The 17415-nt window shown below is 64.5% G+C and carries 17 protein-coding genes and 1 tRNA gene; 12 read left to right on the top strand and 6 right to left on the bottom strand.

The window, feature by feature from the left end:
- Positions 1–10: 10 nt before the first annotated feature.
- From IB243_RS24365 to IB243_RS24335, 7 genes are all read left to right on the top strand, one after another.
- Positions 11–823 carry a uroporphyrinogen-III synthase gene (locus tag IB243_RS24365; protein WP_192429756.1) on the top strand — a complete coding sequence of 271 codons (813 nt, stop codon included), beginning with the start codon at positions 11–13 and terminating at the stop codon, positions 821–823.
- Positions 820–1905, top strand: a complete 1086-nt coding sequence (locus IB243_RS24360; protein WP_192429755.1) for a uroporphyrinogen-III C-methyltransferase — start codon at positions 820–822, stop codon at positions 1903–1905. Before IB243_RS24365 ends, IB243_RS24360 begins: the two co-directional genes overlap by 4 nt.
- Positions 1906–2073: 168 nt before the next feature.
- Positions 2074–3351 (top strand): heme biosynthesis HemY N-terminal domain-containing protein, encoded by a 1278-nt coding sequence (locus IB243_RS24355; protein ID WP_192429754.1) that lies wholly within the window; start codon positions 2074–2076, stop codon positions 3349–3351.
- A gap of 355 nt (positions 3352–3706) precedes the next feature.
- Positions 3707–4285 carry a cytochrome b gene (locus IB243_RS24350; RefSeq protein WP_192429753.1) on the top strand — a complete coding sequence of 193 codons (579 nt, stop codon included), beginning with the start codon at positions 3707–3709 and terminating at the stop codon, positions 4283–4285.
- A 165-nt stretch (positions 4286–4450) separates the two neighbouring features.
- Positions 4451–5029 (top strand): YceI family protein, encoded by a 579-nt coding sequence (locus tag IB243_RS24345; protein ID WP_057272907.1) that lies wholly within the window; start codon positions 4451–4453, stop codon positions 5027–5029.
- Between the two features lie 96 nt (positions 5030–5125).
- Positions 5126–5704, top strand: coding sequence for a YceI family protein (locus tag IB243_RS24340; protein WP_057225426.1), 579 nt, complete (start codon positions 5126–5128; stop codon positions 5702–5704).
- Positions 5705–5916: 212 nt separating this feature from the next.
- On the top strand, positions 5917–6540 hold the full coding sequence (locus IB243_RS24335) for a VOC family protein (protein WP_010459870.1): 624 nt from the start codon (positions 5917–5919) through the stop codon (positions 6538–6540).
- Positions 6541–6726: 186 nt separating this feature from the next.
- On the opposite strand, the gene IB243_RS24330 is transcribed toward IB243_RS24335, so the two are convergent.
- On the bottom strand, positions 6727–8586 hold the full coding sequence (locus tag IB243_RS24330) for a M48 family metallopeptidase (protein ID WP_192429752.1): 1860 nt from the start codon (positions 8584–8586) through the stop codon (positions 6727–6729).
- A gap of 386 nt (positions 8587–8972) precedes the next feature.
- On the opposite strand from IB243_RS24330, the gene IB243_RS24325 reads away from it, so the two are divergent.
- Positions 8973–11870, top strand: coding sequence for a valine--tRNA ligase (locus tag IB243_RS24325; RefSeq protein ID WP_192429751.1), 2898 nt, complete (start codon positions 8973–8975; stop codon positions 11868–11870).
- A gap of 79 nt (positions 11871–11949) precedes the next feature.
- Entirely contained in the window at positions 11950–12837 is an 888-nt protein-coding gene (gene galU, locus IB243_RS24320) for a UTP--glucose-1-phosphate uridylyltransferase GalU (protein WP_010459873.1), read from the top strand.
- A gap of 95 nt (positions 12838–12932) precedes the next feature.
- On the opposite strand, the gene IB243_RS24315 is transcribed toward galU, so the two are convergent.
- From IB243_RS24315 to cysM, 3 genes are all read right to left on the bottom strand, one after another.
- On the bottom strand, positions 12933–13160 hold the full coding sequence (locus tag IB243_RS24315; RefSeq protein ID WP_010459874.1) for a sulfurtransferase TusA family protein: 228 nt from the start codon (positions 13158–13160) through the stop codon (positions 12933–12935).
- A gap of 5 nt (positions 13161–13165) precedes the next feature.
- On the bottom strand, positions 13166–13744 hold the full coding sequence (locus IB243_RS24310) for an NUDIX domain-containing protein (protein WP_057225412.1): 579 nt from the start codon (positions 13742–13744) through the stop codon (positions 13166–13168).
- A gap of 98 nt (positions 13745–13842) precedes the next feature.
- Positions 13843–14745 carry a cysteine synthase CysM gene (gene cysM / locus IB243_RS24305; RefSeq protein ID WP_057225410.1) on the bottom strand — a complete coding sequence of 301 codons (903 nt, stop codon included), beginning with the start codon at positions 14743–14745 and terminating at the stop codon, positions 13843–13845.
- Between the two features lie 40 nt (positions 14746–14785).
- Here cysM and IB243_RS24300 point away from each other — a divergent pair.
- Both IB243_RS24300 and IB243_RS24295 read left to right on the top strand, forming a co-directional pair.
- Positions 14786–14870, top strand: a tRNA-Leu gene (locus tag IB243_RS24300).
- Between the two features lie 248 nt (positions 14871–15118).
- A complete protein-coding gene (locus IB243_RS24295; RefSeq protein ID WP_192429750.1) occupies positions 15119–15397 on the top strand; it encodes a hypothetical protein in 279 nt (92 codons plus the stop codon).
- Positions 15398–15800: 403 nt separating this feature from the next.
- Here IB243_RS24295 and IB243_RS24290 read toward each other — a convergent pair whose 3' ends face one another.
- Positions 15801–16034: a DUF4224 domain-containing protein gene (locus IB243_RS24290; protein WP_225585309.1), complete on the bottom strand. Its 234-nt coding sequence runs from the start codon at positions 16032–16034 to the stop codon at positions 15801–15803.
- Between the two features lie 47 nt (positions 16035–16081).
- Positions 16082–16315: a hypothetical protein gene (locus IB243_RS24285; RefSeq protein ID WP_192429748.1), complete on the bottom strand. Its 234-nt coding sequence runs from the start codon at positions 16313–16315 to the stop codon at positions 16082–16084.
- Between the two features lie 165 nt (positions 16316–16480).
- Here IB243_RS24285 and istA point away from each other — a divergent pair.
- On the top strand, positions 16481–17415 hold a 935-nt coding region (gene istA, locus IB243_RS24280; protein WP_192429747.1), incomplete at its 3' end, for an IS21 family transposase.

Below are 17415 nucleotides of genomic sequence, written 5' to 3'. Positions count from 1 at the left end.
CGGCCAAGCCATGCCCCGGGTGATCGTCACGCGGCCCGCCCGCGAGGCTGCACACTGGGTAGAGCTGCTGGGCGCGCGCGGTGTGGATGCCGTGGCCCTGCCGCTCATCGCCATCGGCCCCTGCCGTGATGCGGCGGCAGAGCAAGCACTCACCTTGGCGCATGCCCGGCTTTCGCAGTACCGGGCGCTGATGTTTGTCAGCGGCAATGCGGTGGTCCATTTTTTTGAGCCAAATAAGGCCCCGGCGCTTGATGGACAAGCACTGGAAGCTATAAAAACAAGAGCATGGGCACCTGGCCCCGGCACGGCGCGTGCGCTGGAGCAGGCCGGTGTGCCGCCTGGCTGCATCGATGGCCCGGCGCCGGATGCCCCCCAGTTCGACTCGGAAGCGCTGTGGCAGCAGGTCTTTGCGCAGATCCGGCCCGGCGACTGCGTGCTGATCGTGCGCGGGAGATCCGACACGCCCCAGGGTGTGCATGAAAGCCAAGGCAACGGTCGCGACTGGCTGGCACGCCAGATCGAGGCGGCGGGTGGCACGGTGGAGTTTGTGGTGGCCTACCAACGCGGCGCACCGCATTTTTCGGCGCACGAGGTGGCGTTGGCGCAACAGGCGGCGCACGACGGCTCCATCTGGCTGCTGAGCAGCTCTGAAGCCGTGGCCCACCTGGCCGAAGCCCTGCCAGGCCAGCACTGGGGCGCCGCGCACGCGCTGGCCACCCACCCGCGCATCGCCGAAGCGGCCCGTGCAGCCGGATTTGGCACGGTGCGGGAATGCCGTCCGGCGCTGGAAGACGTGGTGGCCTCGATAGAATCGGCCGCATGAGCTCCGCGCCCCCCAACGAACTGCCCCCCGCACCACCCGCAGCGCCCATGGCGGCACCCGCAGCCCCCGGCCGGGGCGGTGCGGTGACGCTGCTGCTGGGCGCAGTGGCCGCGGCAGCGCTGGTGAGCAGCGGCCTGCTATGGCAAAAGCTCAGCTCCATCCAGGAACAACTGGCCCGGCAGTCTGCGGACTCGGGCGCGCAGGCCATCGAGGCCCGCACCATGGCCCGCCAGGCCGAAGAGCTGGTGCGTGAGACGGCCGCCCGCCTGTCGGTGGCCGAAGCGCGGGTGAGCGAGGTGGCGCTGCAGCGCAGCCAGCTCGAAGAACTCATGCAAAGCCTTTCGCGCTCGCGCGATGAAAACCTGGTGGTGGACATCGAATCCGCCATTCGCCTGGCCCAGCAGCAGGCACAGCTCACCGGCAGCCTGGAGCCGCTGGTGGCCGCCCTCAAAAGCGCCAACCAGCGCATCGAACGCGCCGCCCAGCCCCGTCTGGCACCCGTGCAGCGCGCCATTGGGCGTGACCTGGATCGCCTGACTCGCGCCACCGTCACCGACACCGCCGGCCTGCTGGGCCGCCTGGACGACCTGGTGCGCCAGGTGGACGAGCTGCCCGTGCTGAACGCCGTGGCCCAGGCCGCCGCCACCCGCCGCCTGGCCGCAACACCCGCCCCAGAAGGCACCACGCCACCCAACCAGGGCAACCTGGCCTGGTGGCAGGCCGCCCTGCAGCGCAGCTGGGAGGTGGTGCGCGATGAGGCCCGGGGCCTGGTGCGCGTGAGCCGCATCGACCAGCCCGAGGCGATCCTGCTGGCACCCGAGCAGACCTTCTTCCTGCGCGAAAACCTCAAGCTCAAGCTGCTCAACGCCCGCCTGGGTGTGCTGGCGCGCCAGTTTGAATCGGCCCGCGCCGACCTGGCGGCCGCCACGGTGGCGCTGAACAAATACTTCGACCCGGCCTCGCGCCGCACGCAGAACGCGGCCAGCACGCTGCAAACCGCCCAGGCCAGCATGAAGGCGGCCGAGCAGCCGCGCCTGGACGAAACGCTCTCTGCGCTGGCTACCGCCGCTGCTGGAAGATGATGACGCTCCCCCTGAGTCGCTTCGCGCCTTCCCCCCCTCCCGCTTCGCTTCGCGAAGCGGGAGGGGGACGCCCCCAGCGCGGCGGGGCGGCCCTTGCGCGGGGGCACTGGCCTTGGGGCACGCCAGTTTCGACGGTCGTGGACGCACGCGGAGCATTGGATAACTGATATGCGTGCAGCTCTTTGGCTTTTGGCATTGTTTGGCGTGGCCGTGGCGGCCGCGCTGTTTGCGGGCAACAACCAGGGCACCGTCACCCTGTATTGGCCGCCCTACCGCATCGACCTGTCGCTGAACATGGTGGTGCTGCTGCTGGTGGGCGGCTTTGTCACCGTCTACGCGGCGCTGCGCGCGCTCGCCGCCCTGCTGGAACTGCCCCACCAGGCCCGCCGCTGGCGCGTGCAGCAAAAGGAGCGCACCATGCACGCGGCCTTGCTGGATGCCCTGACCCACATGCTGGGCGGCCGCTTCATCCGCTCGCGCAAGGCGGCGGTGGCCGCGTTGTCACAAGAACACGCACTGGCCAGCGCCGGCGAGGCCGTGCCCCACGGCCGCCAGCTGCGCGCCCTGGCCCACATGATTGCCGCCGAGGCATCGCACGCCCTGCAAGACAGCGCCACGCGCGAAAGCCATCTGCAGGACGCCTTGCAGGAGGCGCCGCTGCGCGGCAGCGTGAACGAGCAGGAAATGCGCGAGGGCGCCCAGATGCGGGCCGCCCGCTGGTCGCTGGACGACCGCGATGCCAGCGCCGCGCTCGACCGCCTTGCGGCCCTGCCGCAGGGCGCCGCACGGCGCACGCTGTCGCTGCGTATCAGGCTCAAAGCCACGCGCCTGGCACGCCAGACGCAGGACGCGCTGGACACCGCGCGCTTGCTGGGCAAGCACCGTGCGTTCTCGCCCGCAGCGGCCCAGAGCATCGTGCGGGGCCTGGCCATCGAACTCATCAACAGCGCGCACGACACCGCACAGCTGCAGCAGACCTGGATGTCGCTGGAGTCGTCCGAGCGCAGCATGCCCGAGCTGGCCATCCACGCCGCGCAGCGGCTGGCCGCCCTGGGTGGTGATGCCACGCAGGTGCGCGCCTGGCTGCTGCCCGTGTGGGACCGCATGGTGGACCTGCCCGACGCGCTGGCCGAACACCATGCGCTGAAGCTGGTCCGCGCGCTGGAGGCGGGGCTGGATGCGCTCGACGCCCCCTGGCTGGCCCGCATCGAATCAGCCCAGCAGGCCAACCCGCGCGACGCCCGCCTGCAGTACCTGGCGGGCATGGCCTGCCTCAAGCGCCAGCTGTGGGGCAAGGCCCACCAGCTCCTCACGCAGGCGGCGCAGCAGCTGGGCGACAGCAGCCTGCGGGCCAGCGCCTGGCGCCACCTTGCAGAACTGGCAGAGAAACGCGGCGACGAAAATGCCGCTGCCGAGGCCTGGAAGAAGGCCGCGCTCAGCCGATAAACGGCCTTTTGCAGGGGCTGCGCTTTCCGGGTGCCGTCCTTTGCCGCCCAAAGAACATCCCTCGCAGCCTGCCCAGACCGCAACGGTGGGGGCCACACCCAACCAGGGCATTCCTGGTGCATTCACCGCCGTCACTCCCCCGCTGATGCGCGCAGGTGCAACTTGCACAGCATTGGGGAACTTTGAGCGCTCAGGCCCTATCAATTCATTTTTTTTGAATTGAAGCATCAATCTGCCTGAAGCCGAATGCGGCGACGGCTTCCTACACTGCCCCATCGCTTGACGGATGTCAGCCCCGAACAGGCTGGCAGGTTCGCCCAGCACCCTGTTTGCCAGACCCTCCCATTCTTTCCCGATGACTGCCACCGCCACCCGCACCGCCGCCGACGCACCGCCCCGCCGCTACACGCGCACCGCCATGCTTTTGCACTGGGTGCTGGGCCTGGCGCTGATCGGGCTGTTTGGCGTGGGCATCTACATGACGGGCCTGCCGTTTTCGCCGCAGCGGCTCAAGCTCTACAACTGGCACAAATGGGCAGGTGTCACCCTCCTCGTGCTCTCGGTGCTGCGCCTGCTGTGGCGCGCCACGCACCGCCCCCCGGCCCTGCCGCCAGCCATCAAAAAGGCCATGCCGGGCTGGCAAAAGCTGGCGCACCACGCCACGCACGGGCTGCTCTATGCGCTGTTTTTTGCCGTGCCGCTGATTGGCTGGGCCTACAGCTCGGCCGCTGGGTTCCCCATCGTGTTCCTGGGCCTCTGGCAGCTGCCCGACTTCGTACCCGTGAGCAAGGAACTGGCCGAAGCCATCAAACCCTGGCACCAGATCACCGCATTTGCGATGGCGGGCCTGGTGGTGCTGCACATCGCGGGCGCGCTCAAGCACCAGATCGTGGACCGCGACGGCCTGCTCTCGCGGATGCTGCCTGGTAGATGAGGCACCCCCTGAACCGCTTCGCGTCCTCCCCTTCTCCTGCGGGAGGGGGACGCACCCGGTGGCCCGGCAAAGCCGGTTCCACGGGTGCACTGGCGGATGCGCACCTGTCATGCACCAGCCGACCGCCCCACCTTCTCTTTTCTGTCTTTTGAACGGAGTTTTCGAATGAACCTGTCTTCTTCCACCCTATCCCGCATCGTGCTGGGCGCCGCCCTTGCCATGGGCGCCCAGGCCGCCCTGGCCCAGCAACAGCTGGTGCCCGCCCAAAGCGAAGTGCAGTTCACCGCGCGCCAGATGGGTGTGCCGCTGGACGGCCACTTCAAGACGTTCAGCGCCCAGGTGGCGTTTGACCCGGCCAAGCTGGCAACGAGCAAGATCGCGCTCACGGTCGATACCGGCAGCGCCACGCTGGGATCGCGCGAGACCGATGCCGAGCTGCCCAAGCCCACCTGGTTCAACGTGCCCAAGTTTCCGCAGGCGCAGTTCGAATCGTCCAGCATCAAGGCGCTGGGTGGCGGCAAGTTTGAAGTGGCTGGCAAGCTCACCATCAAGGGCAACGCGCAGAACGTGGTCGTGCCAGTGGCCCTCGTCCAGAGCGGCGCCACCACCACGGCCACCGGCACGCTGCCCATCAAGCGCCTGGCGTTCAAGATCGGCGAGAACGAGTGGGCCGATACCTCGATGGTGGCCGACGACGTGACGGTCAAGTTCAAGCTCGCGCTGACTGGGGTGGCCAAGCTTTAGCACCCGAGTCCCCGCCCACCAGCGTTTCATTCGTTTTTGTTTTCGGTTTCGTTCCGCGTTTTTTCCTCTGTCGTCTCTATTCAGGAGTATTCACCCATGCGCAAGTCCCTGTTCTCCCTGCTCGCCGTGGCCGCTGCCACCGCCATGACCGCCGGTGCCGCCCAGGCCGCCAACTACGCCATCGACCCCACACACACCTTTGTGACGTTCGAGATTGGCCACTTCGGCGCCACCACCAACCGCGCCCGCTTCGACAAGAAGCAAGGCACGGTGGAATTTGACCGCGCAGCCAAGAATGGCAAGGTGGACATCACCATCGACACCACTTCGGTGAACTCGGGCACGCCTCCGTTCGACAAGCACCTGCAAAGCGCCGACCTGTTCGATGCCGCCAAGCACCCCACCATCAAGTTCGTGTCCGACAAGTTCAGCTTCAACGGCGACAAGGTCAGCGAAGTGACCGGCCAGCTCACGCTGCTGGGCAAGACCGCCCCCGTGACGCTGAAGGCCACGCAGTTCAACTGCTACGACAGCCCCATGCTCAAGCGCGAAGTGTGCGGCGGCGACTTTGAAACGACCATCGACCGCACCCAGTGGGGCATGAACTACGGCGTGGAATGGGGCTTCCCCAAGAACGTGCGCCTCGTGGTGCAGATCGAAGCCGTGAAGCAGTAAAGCCGCACAGCGCAAAGGCAGCAGGGGTGCTCAGCGCCCCTGCCCCCCAGTGCCAGAAGCCACCCGCAGCAGCGATGCTGCAGGTGGCTTTTTCTTTGGCAGTCCGTTGCGTCCCCTGCGGATGCAGCGCATGTCACAGATAGTCAAAAATTAACTTAACGTAAATCAATTACGAATAGTAGAATTGCAAAACCAATTCGAGGAGACTCTGCATGAACGCTGTCCTGAAGAACCCTGACCTGGCCACGCTTCCCCCGCCGGCCGCCATCCAGCAGTTGCACCACTACGCCTACAAGGCGCGTGACGCCGAGGAAACGCGCCAGTTCTATGAGGACATCCTGGGCCTGCCGCTGTACCACATCATCCAGAGCGACTACGTGCCCAGCACGGGTGAATACTGCCCTTACACACACTTCTTCTTTCGCCTGCGGGACGGTTCGTTCATCGCCTTCTTCGACCTGGGCGACGACGTGAAGGCCGAGCCTTCGCCCAACACTCCGCTGTGGGTCAACCACATTGCTTTCCGCGTGGACACCGTGCAAGAGCTGGAGAACACCAAGAAGCGCCTGGAGGCCCACGGCATCGAGGTGCTGGGTGTGACGGACCACCACATCTTCCACAGCATCTATTTCTTCGACCCGAACGGCATCCGGCTCGAACTGTCGGCCCAGCTGGCCGACGAAGCACAGATGGCCAAGGACAGCACCGTGGCCCACGCCCGCCTGAACGAGTGGACGGCGCGCAAGCAGCAGTGGCGCAAGGAGCGCGCCGAAGGCAAGGCGGTAGAGCCGCTCAAGCCGCAGCAGAATGATCGGCCGGAGTTTGCGCAGCCGTAAGAACCTGCGTCGGGGGCCACGGGGTTCCCGGCAAAGAGGCTGGCGTGAAATTGTCGGGTGCCAATCCGCCAAAGAATTGAAAAAATAGCCCCCAGCGCTTTTCTGTATTGATTTTTTAGCTATCAATACAGAAGCAGCCTCACCCTCAGACGCAGGGGAGATGGCCAGGCACCTCCCTCGTGCGGATCATGCTTCCTGTTGCTGTTGTGCCCGCATGATCTGGTGGCGCTGCCAGTAGTGGCCCACCGTGGCGTTGAAGGAGTCTTTTTCCTTCTTCAGGCCAGCCAGTTTGATCTTGCTGGTCTTGGCGCCCAGGCCCAGGGCATTTTTCTCGGGGTGGGTCACGATCAACGCGTTGCCAAAGCTGCTCTCTTTGTATTCGAGCGCCTTCACCGCATCCCAGAACACGGTGGTCTCGTCGGCGCTCGTGCGGATGCCCTCGATGCTGACCTCTACGGTGTTGTCCCCCTTGAGCGCAAACACCACGGGTGGAAAGTAGCGCAGCACCAGTGCGCGCTCTTCATCGGTGGCGGGCTCGTAGCGGTAGGCAAGGCTGCGCTCGTGGTCTTGCGCGAACTGCTGCTCGTAGTCGCTCCACAGGTGCTGCTCGATCGCATCGGCCGTCAGGATCTCCTGCACCCAGGTGGCGGCAGGCGCACGCACGGCGATGGCGCCGTAGTCCTGCTCTTTCAGCGCCATGCCCACGTTGCGCAGGCGCTCTGGCATCGCGGGGTGCGTGTCAAAGGGGTGCGGCACATTGGCCGTTTTCATGGCGTCCAGAAAATCATCGGAGGCCGCATAGGGTGCCAGCCCCTGGGCCACAAAGCGGGCAATGCCCAGCGTGGTGTCGTCGTGCCGCTCATTGCGGCCAAACAGCTCAGTCTCAATCTTGTAGCGGTACTGCGCGTAGGCCGCGATCTTCACCAGCGACTGCGCAATGGCCGCAGGCGAAATGAGCTTGGCGGCCAGCCGGTCGGCCTTGAACTCACGCTCGCGGCTGTCGCGCGCCAGCGCGATCTCAAAGATCATCCGATACAGGTCCAGCAGCGGCGAGACCATGACCGTGAGCCCGCCCGTGCGCATGGCGTGCCGGTAGTGGTCGTATTGCACGAGCTTGGGGCCCAGCCGGGCGCTGCTCTGGGTATCGCCGCCACGCAGGTGGGCTAGTTCATGGCCGAACACGGCATCGGCTTCGGCCTGGTCCAGGATGCGCAGCAGGGGCAGGCTGACAAACAGCGTGCGGCCTGTGAGCGTCTGGTTGCCCACTGTGAGCGGCGCCTCTGTCACGAAAAAATTGGCGTCGATGCCGGCCACGATGTGCTGGGGCGGCTCGGTCTTGAGGCGCTGGGCCATGTGGCGGATGCGCTTCCACAGCTGGGGGGCATCGTCTTCGGACACCAGTTCGCCCACGGCCTGGTTGCTGGACTCCACCCGTTTGAAGATGCCCCTCACCGCCACCAGCACGCCCGCCAACACCACAAAACCCACGAGAAGCACGAGCTTGGGCGAATACTTGTGAAAGAAGAATGCCGTCACCCAGAACGACAGCCACACTGCCATCGCCCCTTGCACCAGCAGCGCGGCGGCGCTGGCATAGGTGGTCAATCGCCAGCCGGTCACAAAGCTGGTGTACTGCAGCGTGCGGTCGGCAAAGGCCAGGGCGCCCAGGCCCAGCACGGCCAGCAGCAGCACGCCACCGGCCACCAGGGTCCAGAACGACACCAGGCGTGCCATGTGGAACTGCCACACGTCGGAATAGCGTTCGCACAGGGCTTCGCGGTAGTCCTGCGCCTCGGGCGAAGAGTTGTCGCAAATGGTGGAGGGTGGGTTGCTGCGGTAGTAGTCCTTGCGCGCCTGCTTCTCGGCGGGCGGCATGCCCTTTTCGGCATCGATGCGCTGGCTGATACCGGCCACAAAGCTCGCGTCCTGGTCGTACTGGGCGTAGAGGGTGAACCCATAGGTCACCGCAGGGATGAGGAAAAGCGCCAGCAGCGCATAGACAAAGACCTTGGCCAGGCCCACGCGGAGTGCGGATTGAAGATTCATGAATGGGACCGATTGGTTGTATGTTTCATGACTTGCGCAAAACAAGGCTCAGGCAAGCGGCTCACCTCAAGGCGAGGTGGCTGTTGTTGCATCCCGATTTGCGGAAGTCCTGTGTTTTTTGACCCGGATAAACGCATGGAGCCACGCCCCTCCTCTCCAGGGGCTCTCTCTCGCTCCACCGGGCGGGATTATCAAGACGCCACAGCGGGCCGGTCCAGCGACAAGGTAACAATTGGCGAGAAATGCCCGACAGGCGGGATGTGGGTGGGATGCGAGCGCGAGGGGAAGAACGTCTAACGCCGGTCGGCACTCCCGTAAAATGCCCGGTCCACCCTCTTGACCGTTGAGGCGCGCCCCGTGCCTGCCTCCACCTTCTGCCAAACCCCATGAGCACGCCCCAAGCACAACCCGGCCTCGACAGCCTGTCCAAGTCTTTTGAACCTGCCGCCCTGGAAGCCCACTGGGGCCCCGAATGGGAACGCCGTGGCTACGGCGTCGCGGGCTTCCGGGGCACCGGCGCCGCCCAGGCGGGCGAGCCGGCGTTCTCCATCCAGTTGCCGCCCCCCAACGTGACGGGCACGCTGCACATGGGCCATGCGTTCAACCAGACGATCATGGACAGCCTTACCCGCTACCACCGCATGCGCGGCTTCAACACGGTGTGGGTGCCGGGCACCGACCACGCGGGCATCGCCACGCAGATCGTGGTGGAGCGCCAGCTGCAAGAACAAGGCATCAGCCGCTACGACATGGGCCCGACCCCGCCCGAGGCGCGCAAAAACTTTGTGAGCAAGGTGTGGGAGTGGAAGGAAAAGTCGGGCAACACCATCACCACGCAGATGCGCCGCATGGGCGACAGCGTGGACTGGAGCCGTGAATACTTCACCATGGACGACAAGCTGTCCAAGGTGGTCACCGACACCTTCGTGAAGCTGTACGAGCAGGGCCTGATCTACCGCGGCAAGCGCCTGGTGAACTGGGACCCGAAGCTGCAGTCCGCCGTGTCCGACCTGGAAGTCGAGAGCGAAGAAAAAGACGGCTCACTGTGGCACATCGCCTACCCGTTGGCCGATGGCTCAGGCAGCCTGACGGTGGCCACCACCCGGCCTGAGACCATGCTGGGCGACGTGGCCCTGATGGTGCACCCTGAGGACGCGCGCTACACCCACCTCATCGGCAAGATGGTGAACCTGCCGCTGTGCGACCGCCAGATCCCCATCATTGCCGATGACTACGTGGACAAGGAGTTCGGCACTGGGGTGGTCAAGGTCACCCCCGCGCACGACCAGAACGACTACGCCGTGGGCCAGCGCCACAAGCTGCCGATGATCGTGGTGCTGACGCTGCAGGCCACCATCAACGAAAACGCACCCGCCAAATACCAGGGGATGGACCGCTTCGTGGCCCGCAAGGCCGTGGTGGCCGACCTCGAAGCCATCGGCGCGCTGGTCGAGGTGAAGAAGCACAAGCTCATGGTGCCGATCTGCACCCGCACCGGCCAGGTGATCGAGCCCATGCTGACCGACCAGTGGTTCGTGGCCATGAGCAAGGTGAGCGACCAGGACCCCACCGGCAAGAGCATCGCGCAAAAGGCCATCGACGCGGTGGCCACGGGCGAGGTGACCTTCGTGCCCGAGAACTGGGTGAACACCTACAACCAGTGGATGAACAACATCCAGGACTGGTGCATCAGCCGCCAGCTGTGGTGGGGCCACCAGATCCCTGCCTGGTACGACGAAGACGGCAACGTGATCGTGGCCCGCACGGAAGCCGAGGCCCAGGCCAAGGCGCCCGGCAAGACGCTGCGCCGCGATGAAGACGTGCTCGACACCTGGTACTCGTCGGCCCTCGTGCCCTTCAGCACCATGGGCTGGCCTGAACAAGGCGACGCGCCCACCGACGACTTCAACCTGTACCTGCCCAGCACCGTGCTGGTGACGGGCTACGACATCATCTTCTTCTGGGTCGCCCGGATGATCATGATGACCACGCACTTCACCGGCCGCGTGCCGTTCAAGCACGTGTACATCCACGGCCTGGTGCGCGACGCGCAGGGCAAGAAGATGAGCAAGTCCGAAGGCAACGTGCTCGACCCGGTGGACCTGATCGACGGCATCTCGCTGGAGCCGCTGCTGGACAAGCGCACTACCGGCCTTCGCAAGCCCGAGACCGCACCCACCGTGCGCAAGAACACGCAAAAGGAATTTCCCGAGGGAATCCCGGCCTACGGCGCCGATGCGCTGCGCTTTACCTTTGCGGCGCTGGCCAGCCTGGGGCGCAGCATCAACTTCGACAGCAAGCGCTGCGAGGGCTACCGCAACTTCTGCAACAAGCTCTGGAACGCCAGCCGCTTTGTGCTGATGAACTGCGAAGGCCAGGACTGCGGCTTGAAGGAGCACACCAAGGAAGAGTGCCAGCCCGGCGGCCCTGCCCACGGCTACATGCACTTCAGCCAGGCCGACCGCTGGATCTCGTCGCTGCTGCAAAAGACCGAGGCCGAAGTGGCCAAGGGCTTTGCCGAGTACCGCCTGGACAACGTGGCCAACACGATCTACGACTTTGTCTGGAACGAGTACTGCGACTGGTACCTGGAAATCGCCAAGGTGCAGATCCAGAACGGCACCGAGGCCGAGCAGCGCGCGACGCGCCGCACGCTGATCCGCACACTGGAAGCCATCCTGCGCCTAGCCCACCCGATCATCCCGTTCATCACCGAAGCGCTGTGGCAGACGGTGGCGCCCGTGGCAGGCATCCCTGGCGAGTCGGTCAGCATTGCCCGCTACCCCGAAGCCCAAGCCGCCAAGATCGACGAGGCTTCCATCGCCCACATGGGCCGTGTGAAGGGTCTTGTGGACGCCTGCCGCGCGCTACGCGGCGAGATGAATGTCTCGCCCTCCACCCGTCTGCCGCTGTACACCGTGGGCGACACCGACTTCATGCGCGGCGTGGCACCCGTGCTGCAGGCCTTGGCCAAGCTCAGCGAAGTCAAGGTGTTTGACGACGAAACCGCTTGGGCTGCCGCCGCCCAGGCTGCGCCCGTGGCCGTGGTGGGCGATGCCCGCATGTGCCTGTTCATGGAGATCGACGTGGTGGCCGAGAAGGCCCGCCTGTCCAAGGAAATCGCCCGCATCGACGGCGAGATCACCAAGGCCCACAACAAGCTCTCCAACGAAGCGTTCGTGGCCAAGGCCCCCCCTGCCGTGATCGACCAGGAAAAGAAGCGCATCGCCGACTTTGGCGCCACGCTGGCCCGCCTGCGCGACCAGCTGGCACGCCTGGGCTGAACGGCCGGGCAGCCTCTGGCCTGACACTTGCATATCCAAGACGACCACAACACCCCGAACCCCGCCTTCAAGGAGCCCCATGACTGTTGCCACCACCGTCCGCAAAGCCGTTTTCCCCGTCGCTGGCCTGGGCACCCGTTTTCTGCCCGCCACCAAGGCGTCTCCGAAGGAAATGCTGCCCGTGGTCGACAAGCCGCTGATCCAGTACGCCGTGGAAGAGGCTTACGCCGCAGGCATCCGCCACATGATCTTCGTGACCGGCCGCAGCAAGCGCGCCATCGAAGACCATTTCGACACGGCGTATGAGCTGGAGGCCGAACTCGAAGCCGCCGGCAAGAAGGAACTGCTGGCGCTGGTGCGCTCCATCCAGCCCGACGACATGGACTGCGCGTTCGTGCGCCAGCCCCGCTCGCTGGGCCTGGGCCACGCCGTGTTGTGCGCCGAGCCGCTGGTGGGCAAGGAGCCGTTCGCCGTGCTGCTGGCCGACGACCTGATGGTGGGCCCCCAGGGCGGCCAGCCTGTGCTGGCCCAGATGGCCACCGCCTTCCGCCAGCAAGGCCGCTCGGTCATTGCGGTGCAGGAAGTGCCGGAAGACCAGGTCCACAAATACGGCATCGTGGCCGGCGAGCCCGCTGGCGGCCCGCTGATCCGCATTGAACGCATCGTCGAAAAGCCCAAGGCCGATGTCGCCCCCTCGCGCATGGGTGTGGCCGGCCGCTACATCCTCACGCCCGGCGTGTTCGACGAGATCCGCAACCAGCCACGCGGCGTGGGCGGCGAAATCCAGCTCACCGACGGCATCGCCCGCCTGATGCAACACGAAGCCGTGTACGCCTTTCAATACGAAGGCAAGCGCTACGACTGCGGCAGCAAGGAAGGTTTTTTGGAAGCGACGGTGGAACTGGCCTTGCAGCACCCGCAGGTGGGTGCGCAGTTCCGGGAATATCTGAAGACCTTGGCGCTGTAAGCCACAGTCCGAAATCACATTGGAAGCGCCTCAAACGATTCCAAATTAATAGCTGCCAGCGCTTATCCAGAAAGCGCTGGCAGCTATTTTTACATCTAACGACGGCGCAGGATGTGGATGTATTCCTCGCCCACCGTCTGCTGCTCCACCAGCTCGTTGCCCGTCTGTTTGGCAAACGCCTGAAAATCCCGCAGCGACCCGCCATCGGTGGCCACCACCTTCAGCAACTGGCCGCTGGCCATGTCGGACAGCGCCTTCTTGGCCTTGAGGATGGGCAAGGGGCAGTTCAGGCCCCGGGTGTCGATTTCTTTGTGAATGTCCATGGTCGTCAATCCTTTGGCGGCTGCGGTGGTTGCTCGTCCAGGCCACGCCGCCGTTCTGCATTTTCTTCGGCGGTAAAAAACACGGGCTCATGCCCCCGCGTGCGCAACCAGTCCGCCAGCGCGTAGCCCGTGCCCGCAGGCCAGCATTTGAGGTCCGCCAGATCGTACAGCCGGTAGTCCACCAGCTCGGGCGACAGTTGGACCCGCCCCGTGGCCACCACATGGTAGGCAATGATGATCTGGTTCATGCGCAGGAACTCGTAGGCCCCCACGAGCGATGTGGACTGCACATCGAGGTTGGTTTCTTCCTTCACCTCGCGCGCAATGCCCTCCTGGGGCGACTCGCCCGCCTCCATGAAGCCGGTGATCAGCGCAAACATCTTGCCCGGCCAGGCCGCATTGCGCGCCAGCAGCACCTTGCCGTCGATCTCCACGATGGCGGCCAGCACGGGCGTGGGGTTGTTCCAGTGCGTCCAGCCGCAGGCGGGGCAGCGCAGCCGCTCCTTGTCGCCCCCATCTTCGGCCAGGGTGATCGGCTGCAGCGCGGTACCGCAGTGGGTGCAGTGGCGGACTTCGTAGTGCATGGTAATACTATTATTTTTATAGCTACTAGCGCTTACCCTTCAAGCGCTAGCAGCCAATTTGATTCAAATTCTCGAACCCGGCAGCCGGTGGCAACCCGTCACGCCGGAAACACGCCGGTAGACAAGTAACGGTCGCCCCGGTCGCACACCACAAACACGATGGTGGCATTGCTGTCGCGTGCGGCAATCTGCTGCGCCACCCAGCACGCGCCTGCGGCCGAGATGCCTGCAAAGATGCCCTCTTCGCGCGCCAGGCGGCGGCACATGTCTTCGGCGCTGTCCTGGTTCACGTACACCAGCTCGTCCACCGTGCTCGCGTCATAAATCTTGGGCAGGTACTCTTGCGGCCACTTGCGGATGCCCGGAATGCGCGATCCCTCTTCAGGCTGCGCGCCGATGATCTGGATGGCCGGGTTCTTCTCCTTGAGGAACCGCGACACCCCCGTGATCGTGCCCGTGGTCCCCATGGCGCTCACAAAGTGCGTGATGCGCCCGCCGGTCTGCTCCCAGATCTCGGGGCCGGTGGTCTCGTAGTGGATGCGCGGGTTATCGGGGTTGGCGAACTGGTCCAGCACCTTGCCCTCGCCGCGCTTTTGCATGGCCTCGGCCAAGTCGCGTGCATGCTCCATGCCACCGCTCTTGGGCGTGAGCACCAGCTCAGCGCCAAAGGCCTTCATGGTTTGCGCGCGCTCGATGGAAAGGTCTTCAGGCATCACCAGCACCATGCGGTAGCCCTTGATGGCCGCTGCCATCGCCAGCGCAATGCCGGTGTTGCCCGACGTGGCTTCGATGAGCGTGTCGCCGGGCCGGATGTCGCCCCGCTCCTCCGCGCGCCGAATCATCGACAGCGCGGGCCTGTCCTTGACCGAACCCGCCGGATTGTTGCCCTCCAGCTTGCCCAGCACCACATTGCCCCGCGCCGTGTTGTCCTGGGCCCCAATGCGCTGCAGCGCCACCAGCGGTGTGTTACCAACCGCGTCTTCAATCGTCGGATATTTCATGCGCCCTACTGTGCCATAATTTGGGGCTTCACGAATTCCAGCCCGGGTGGTGAAATTGGTAGACGCAGGGGACTCAAAATCCCCCGCCGCAAGGCGTGCCGGTTCGATTCCGGCCCCGGGCACCATAGCTTTTTAGCTATGTTATTTGCAGCATGTTCCGCGTTTGTTCGCCGTGACGTTCCGCAAATGACAAACAAAGACCTCCAGGCGTCAGCCTCGGGGTCTTTTTTGTTTGGCCTGCTCGACGGTGCTGCGTGGCCCCATTCGCAGCAGGTGGTGCGCGATTTAGCAGTCTGATTGCGAGCTTTTTTTGCGACAGAATCCCCGCATGGCAGCTCAGAACATCGTAGACCTCCCACCCTGCCGCCCAGGCATGGCAGACATCCACCGCCGCGCGACAAACGCATTCCGCGCCCACTGGCGCGCGCACGGTGCCGCGCTTCCGCAAAAGCTGGTTCTGACCAGAGCCCAGGCCGACGACCTGCACCTGTGCCGCCTCTATGGCTGCGTACCAATGGATGGCGCGAAGCCAGAGCAAGGCAAATTCAATGGCAGCCCGATAGAGGTATCGGATGCCACTGCTGGCGTTCTTGTGGCCCACGACGGAACCGAGATGCCGCTGGCGGACCTTGACCAACTAGCTCCCGTCTGAAGCCAGCTCTGGACGGTCGTTCTATATGGATGAACTCCTACGACGGCCGACACAGGCGAGAGTCCCAATGGACTCTTTCCACAAGGAGCTCGCCATGGCCACCGACCCGAACGAACACCCCGCTCACAAGGTCCCCGAGACCTACCCCCTGCCCCCGGGCGACTTGCCGCCCAGCACCGAGACGCCAACCATCCCCCCACAGCCCCAGCTCCCGCAGTCAGGCCCGGACTACGTTGGCGAAGTTGAGGATGAAATTGCAGATCCTGTGGGCACGCCGCGCCGCCGAGGACGTGAGCTGAACTCTCTTGCACCAGGCAAGGTCAATCCCATCCTCAGCGGTGGTTTTTTTGATCAGTGCAACCGGCGCAGCAACTCTCTCGAAGAGCGTCTGCCAGCGGTGCTGTCAGCCCATGCCCTTCATAAGACCCGGTTCCCAGCCAGGAGCAGGCGGCTTTGACTGTTTGTCCGAGCCGCCTTCGAGTATGGCTCGCACAACAATGGGTCTGTCGATGGCATTGACATAGTGGGGTATACGCATCGCCTTCAACTGAGCAATTTGCAATTGCTCGCGGGTTTTGCCGTTTCGTCCGATCCGGACACCAGTCAATTCCGCCACCTCCTCAGGAGTGAGGAACATGCTTTTCGATGGGGCTACCTCCATATCCGCATGCAGCAACAAATCGGCTACTTGTCGCGCAGCATCTCGCGGGTCCACTTCAAAGTCTCCATCGCACCAGTGTTTGAAGCAGGCATGTCCCTGAGTTGGTTGTACGCTTCACCCAGATGCTTCTCGAAGCGATCCGCAAAGTGTGTGTCGGACTCACTGAAGGTTTTCGCAAAACAGGCTGCCAGTGTTGCTAAAGCCAGTCTCCCCTGATCAACAGGCTCTGCAAGTTTGGTCGTGGATATGTCGGTCATGAGTACCCCAGATGGTTCGTGAAGTTTGTACAGCGGTGTTGACCGTTTTGTTGGCGCCGACCGGAAACTGAGCCAGTTTTGTAGGTAGTGCCGAAGTAAAAGTGAGCCAGGTGTTCAACCTACCCTGCTGTTTATTTAAGCAGCGGGGTTCGAGGAGTGATCACCATGGACATGATTGGCAGGATCCGACGGCTGCACGTGAGGGACAAGCTGTCGGAGCGCGAGATAGCGCGCATGACGGGGCTGTCGCGCAACACGGTGTCGAAGTGGCTGCGGGCACCGGTTTCCGAGGCACCGAAGTATCGGCGCGAAACGCGACCGAACAAGTTGAGTGCATTTGAGGCGGCGCTGAAGCAGGCATTGACGGCCGATGCGCGACGGGCCAAGCACGAGAGGCGCACGGCACGTGCGCTGCACATCGAGATCAAGGCGGCGGGCTACGACGGCGGTTACTCGGCCGTCACTGACTTCGTTCGAGCGTGGCGCCAGGGCGAGGGACAGGCAGTCAACGTCACCGCGTTCGTTCCACTGACCTTCGAGCTCGGCGAGGCCTTCCAGTTCGATTGGAGCGAAGAAGGCCTGGTCGTCGGCGGCATCTACTACCGCATGCAGGTGTCGCACCTGAAGCTGTGCGCGAGCCGTGCGTTCTGGCTGGTGGCGTACCCGAGCCAAGGTCACGAGATGCTGTTCGACGCCCACACGAGGTCGTTTGCAGCGCTGGGTGGCGTGGCTCGACGCGGCATCTACGACAACATGCGCACCGCTGTTGACAAGGTCCACAAGGGCAAAGGCCGTACCGTCAACGCACGCTTCTCGGTGATGTGTGCGCACTACCTGTACGACCCCGACTTCTGCAACGTCGCCTCAGGCTGGGAGAAGGGGCGTGTGGAGAAGAACGTGCAGGACAGTCGTCGGCGCATCTGGATCGACGCAGCCCGGCGCCGCTTCGGCTCCTTCGTCGAACTCAATGCCTGGCTGGCGGAGCGATGCCGAGCACTGTGGAGCGAGGTGCGCCACCCCGAGCACAGCCAGTTCAGCGTGGCCGAGATGCTCGAGCACGAGCGTCCCCACCTGATGCCCATGCCTGAGCCCTTCGATGG

Origin of the sequence: Acidovorax sp. ACV01 (assembly GCF_014851495.1) — a bacterium.
GTDB lineage: Bacteria > Pseudomonadota > Gammaproteobacteria > Burkholderiales > Burkholderiaceae_C > Acidovorax > Acidovorax radicis.
The sequence above is the reverse complement of the archived record's forward strand: the minus strand, read 5'-3'. Positions and strand labels throughout refer to the sequence as shown.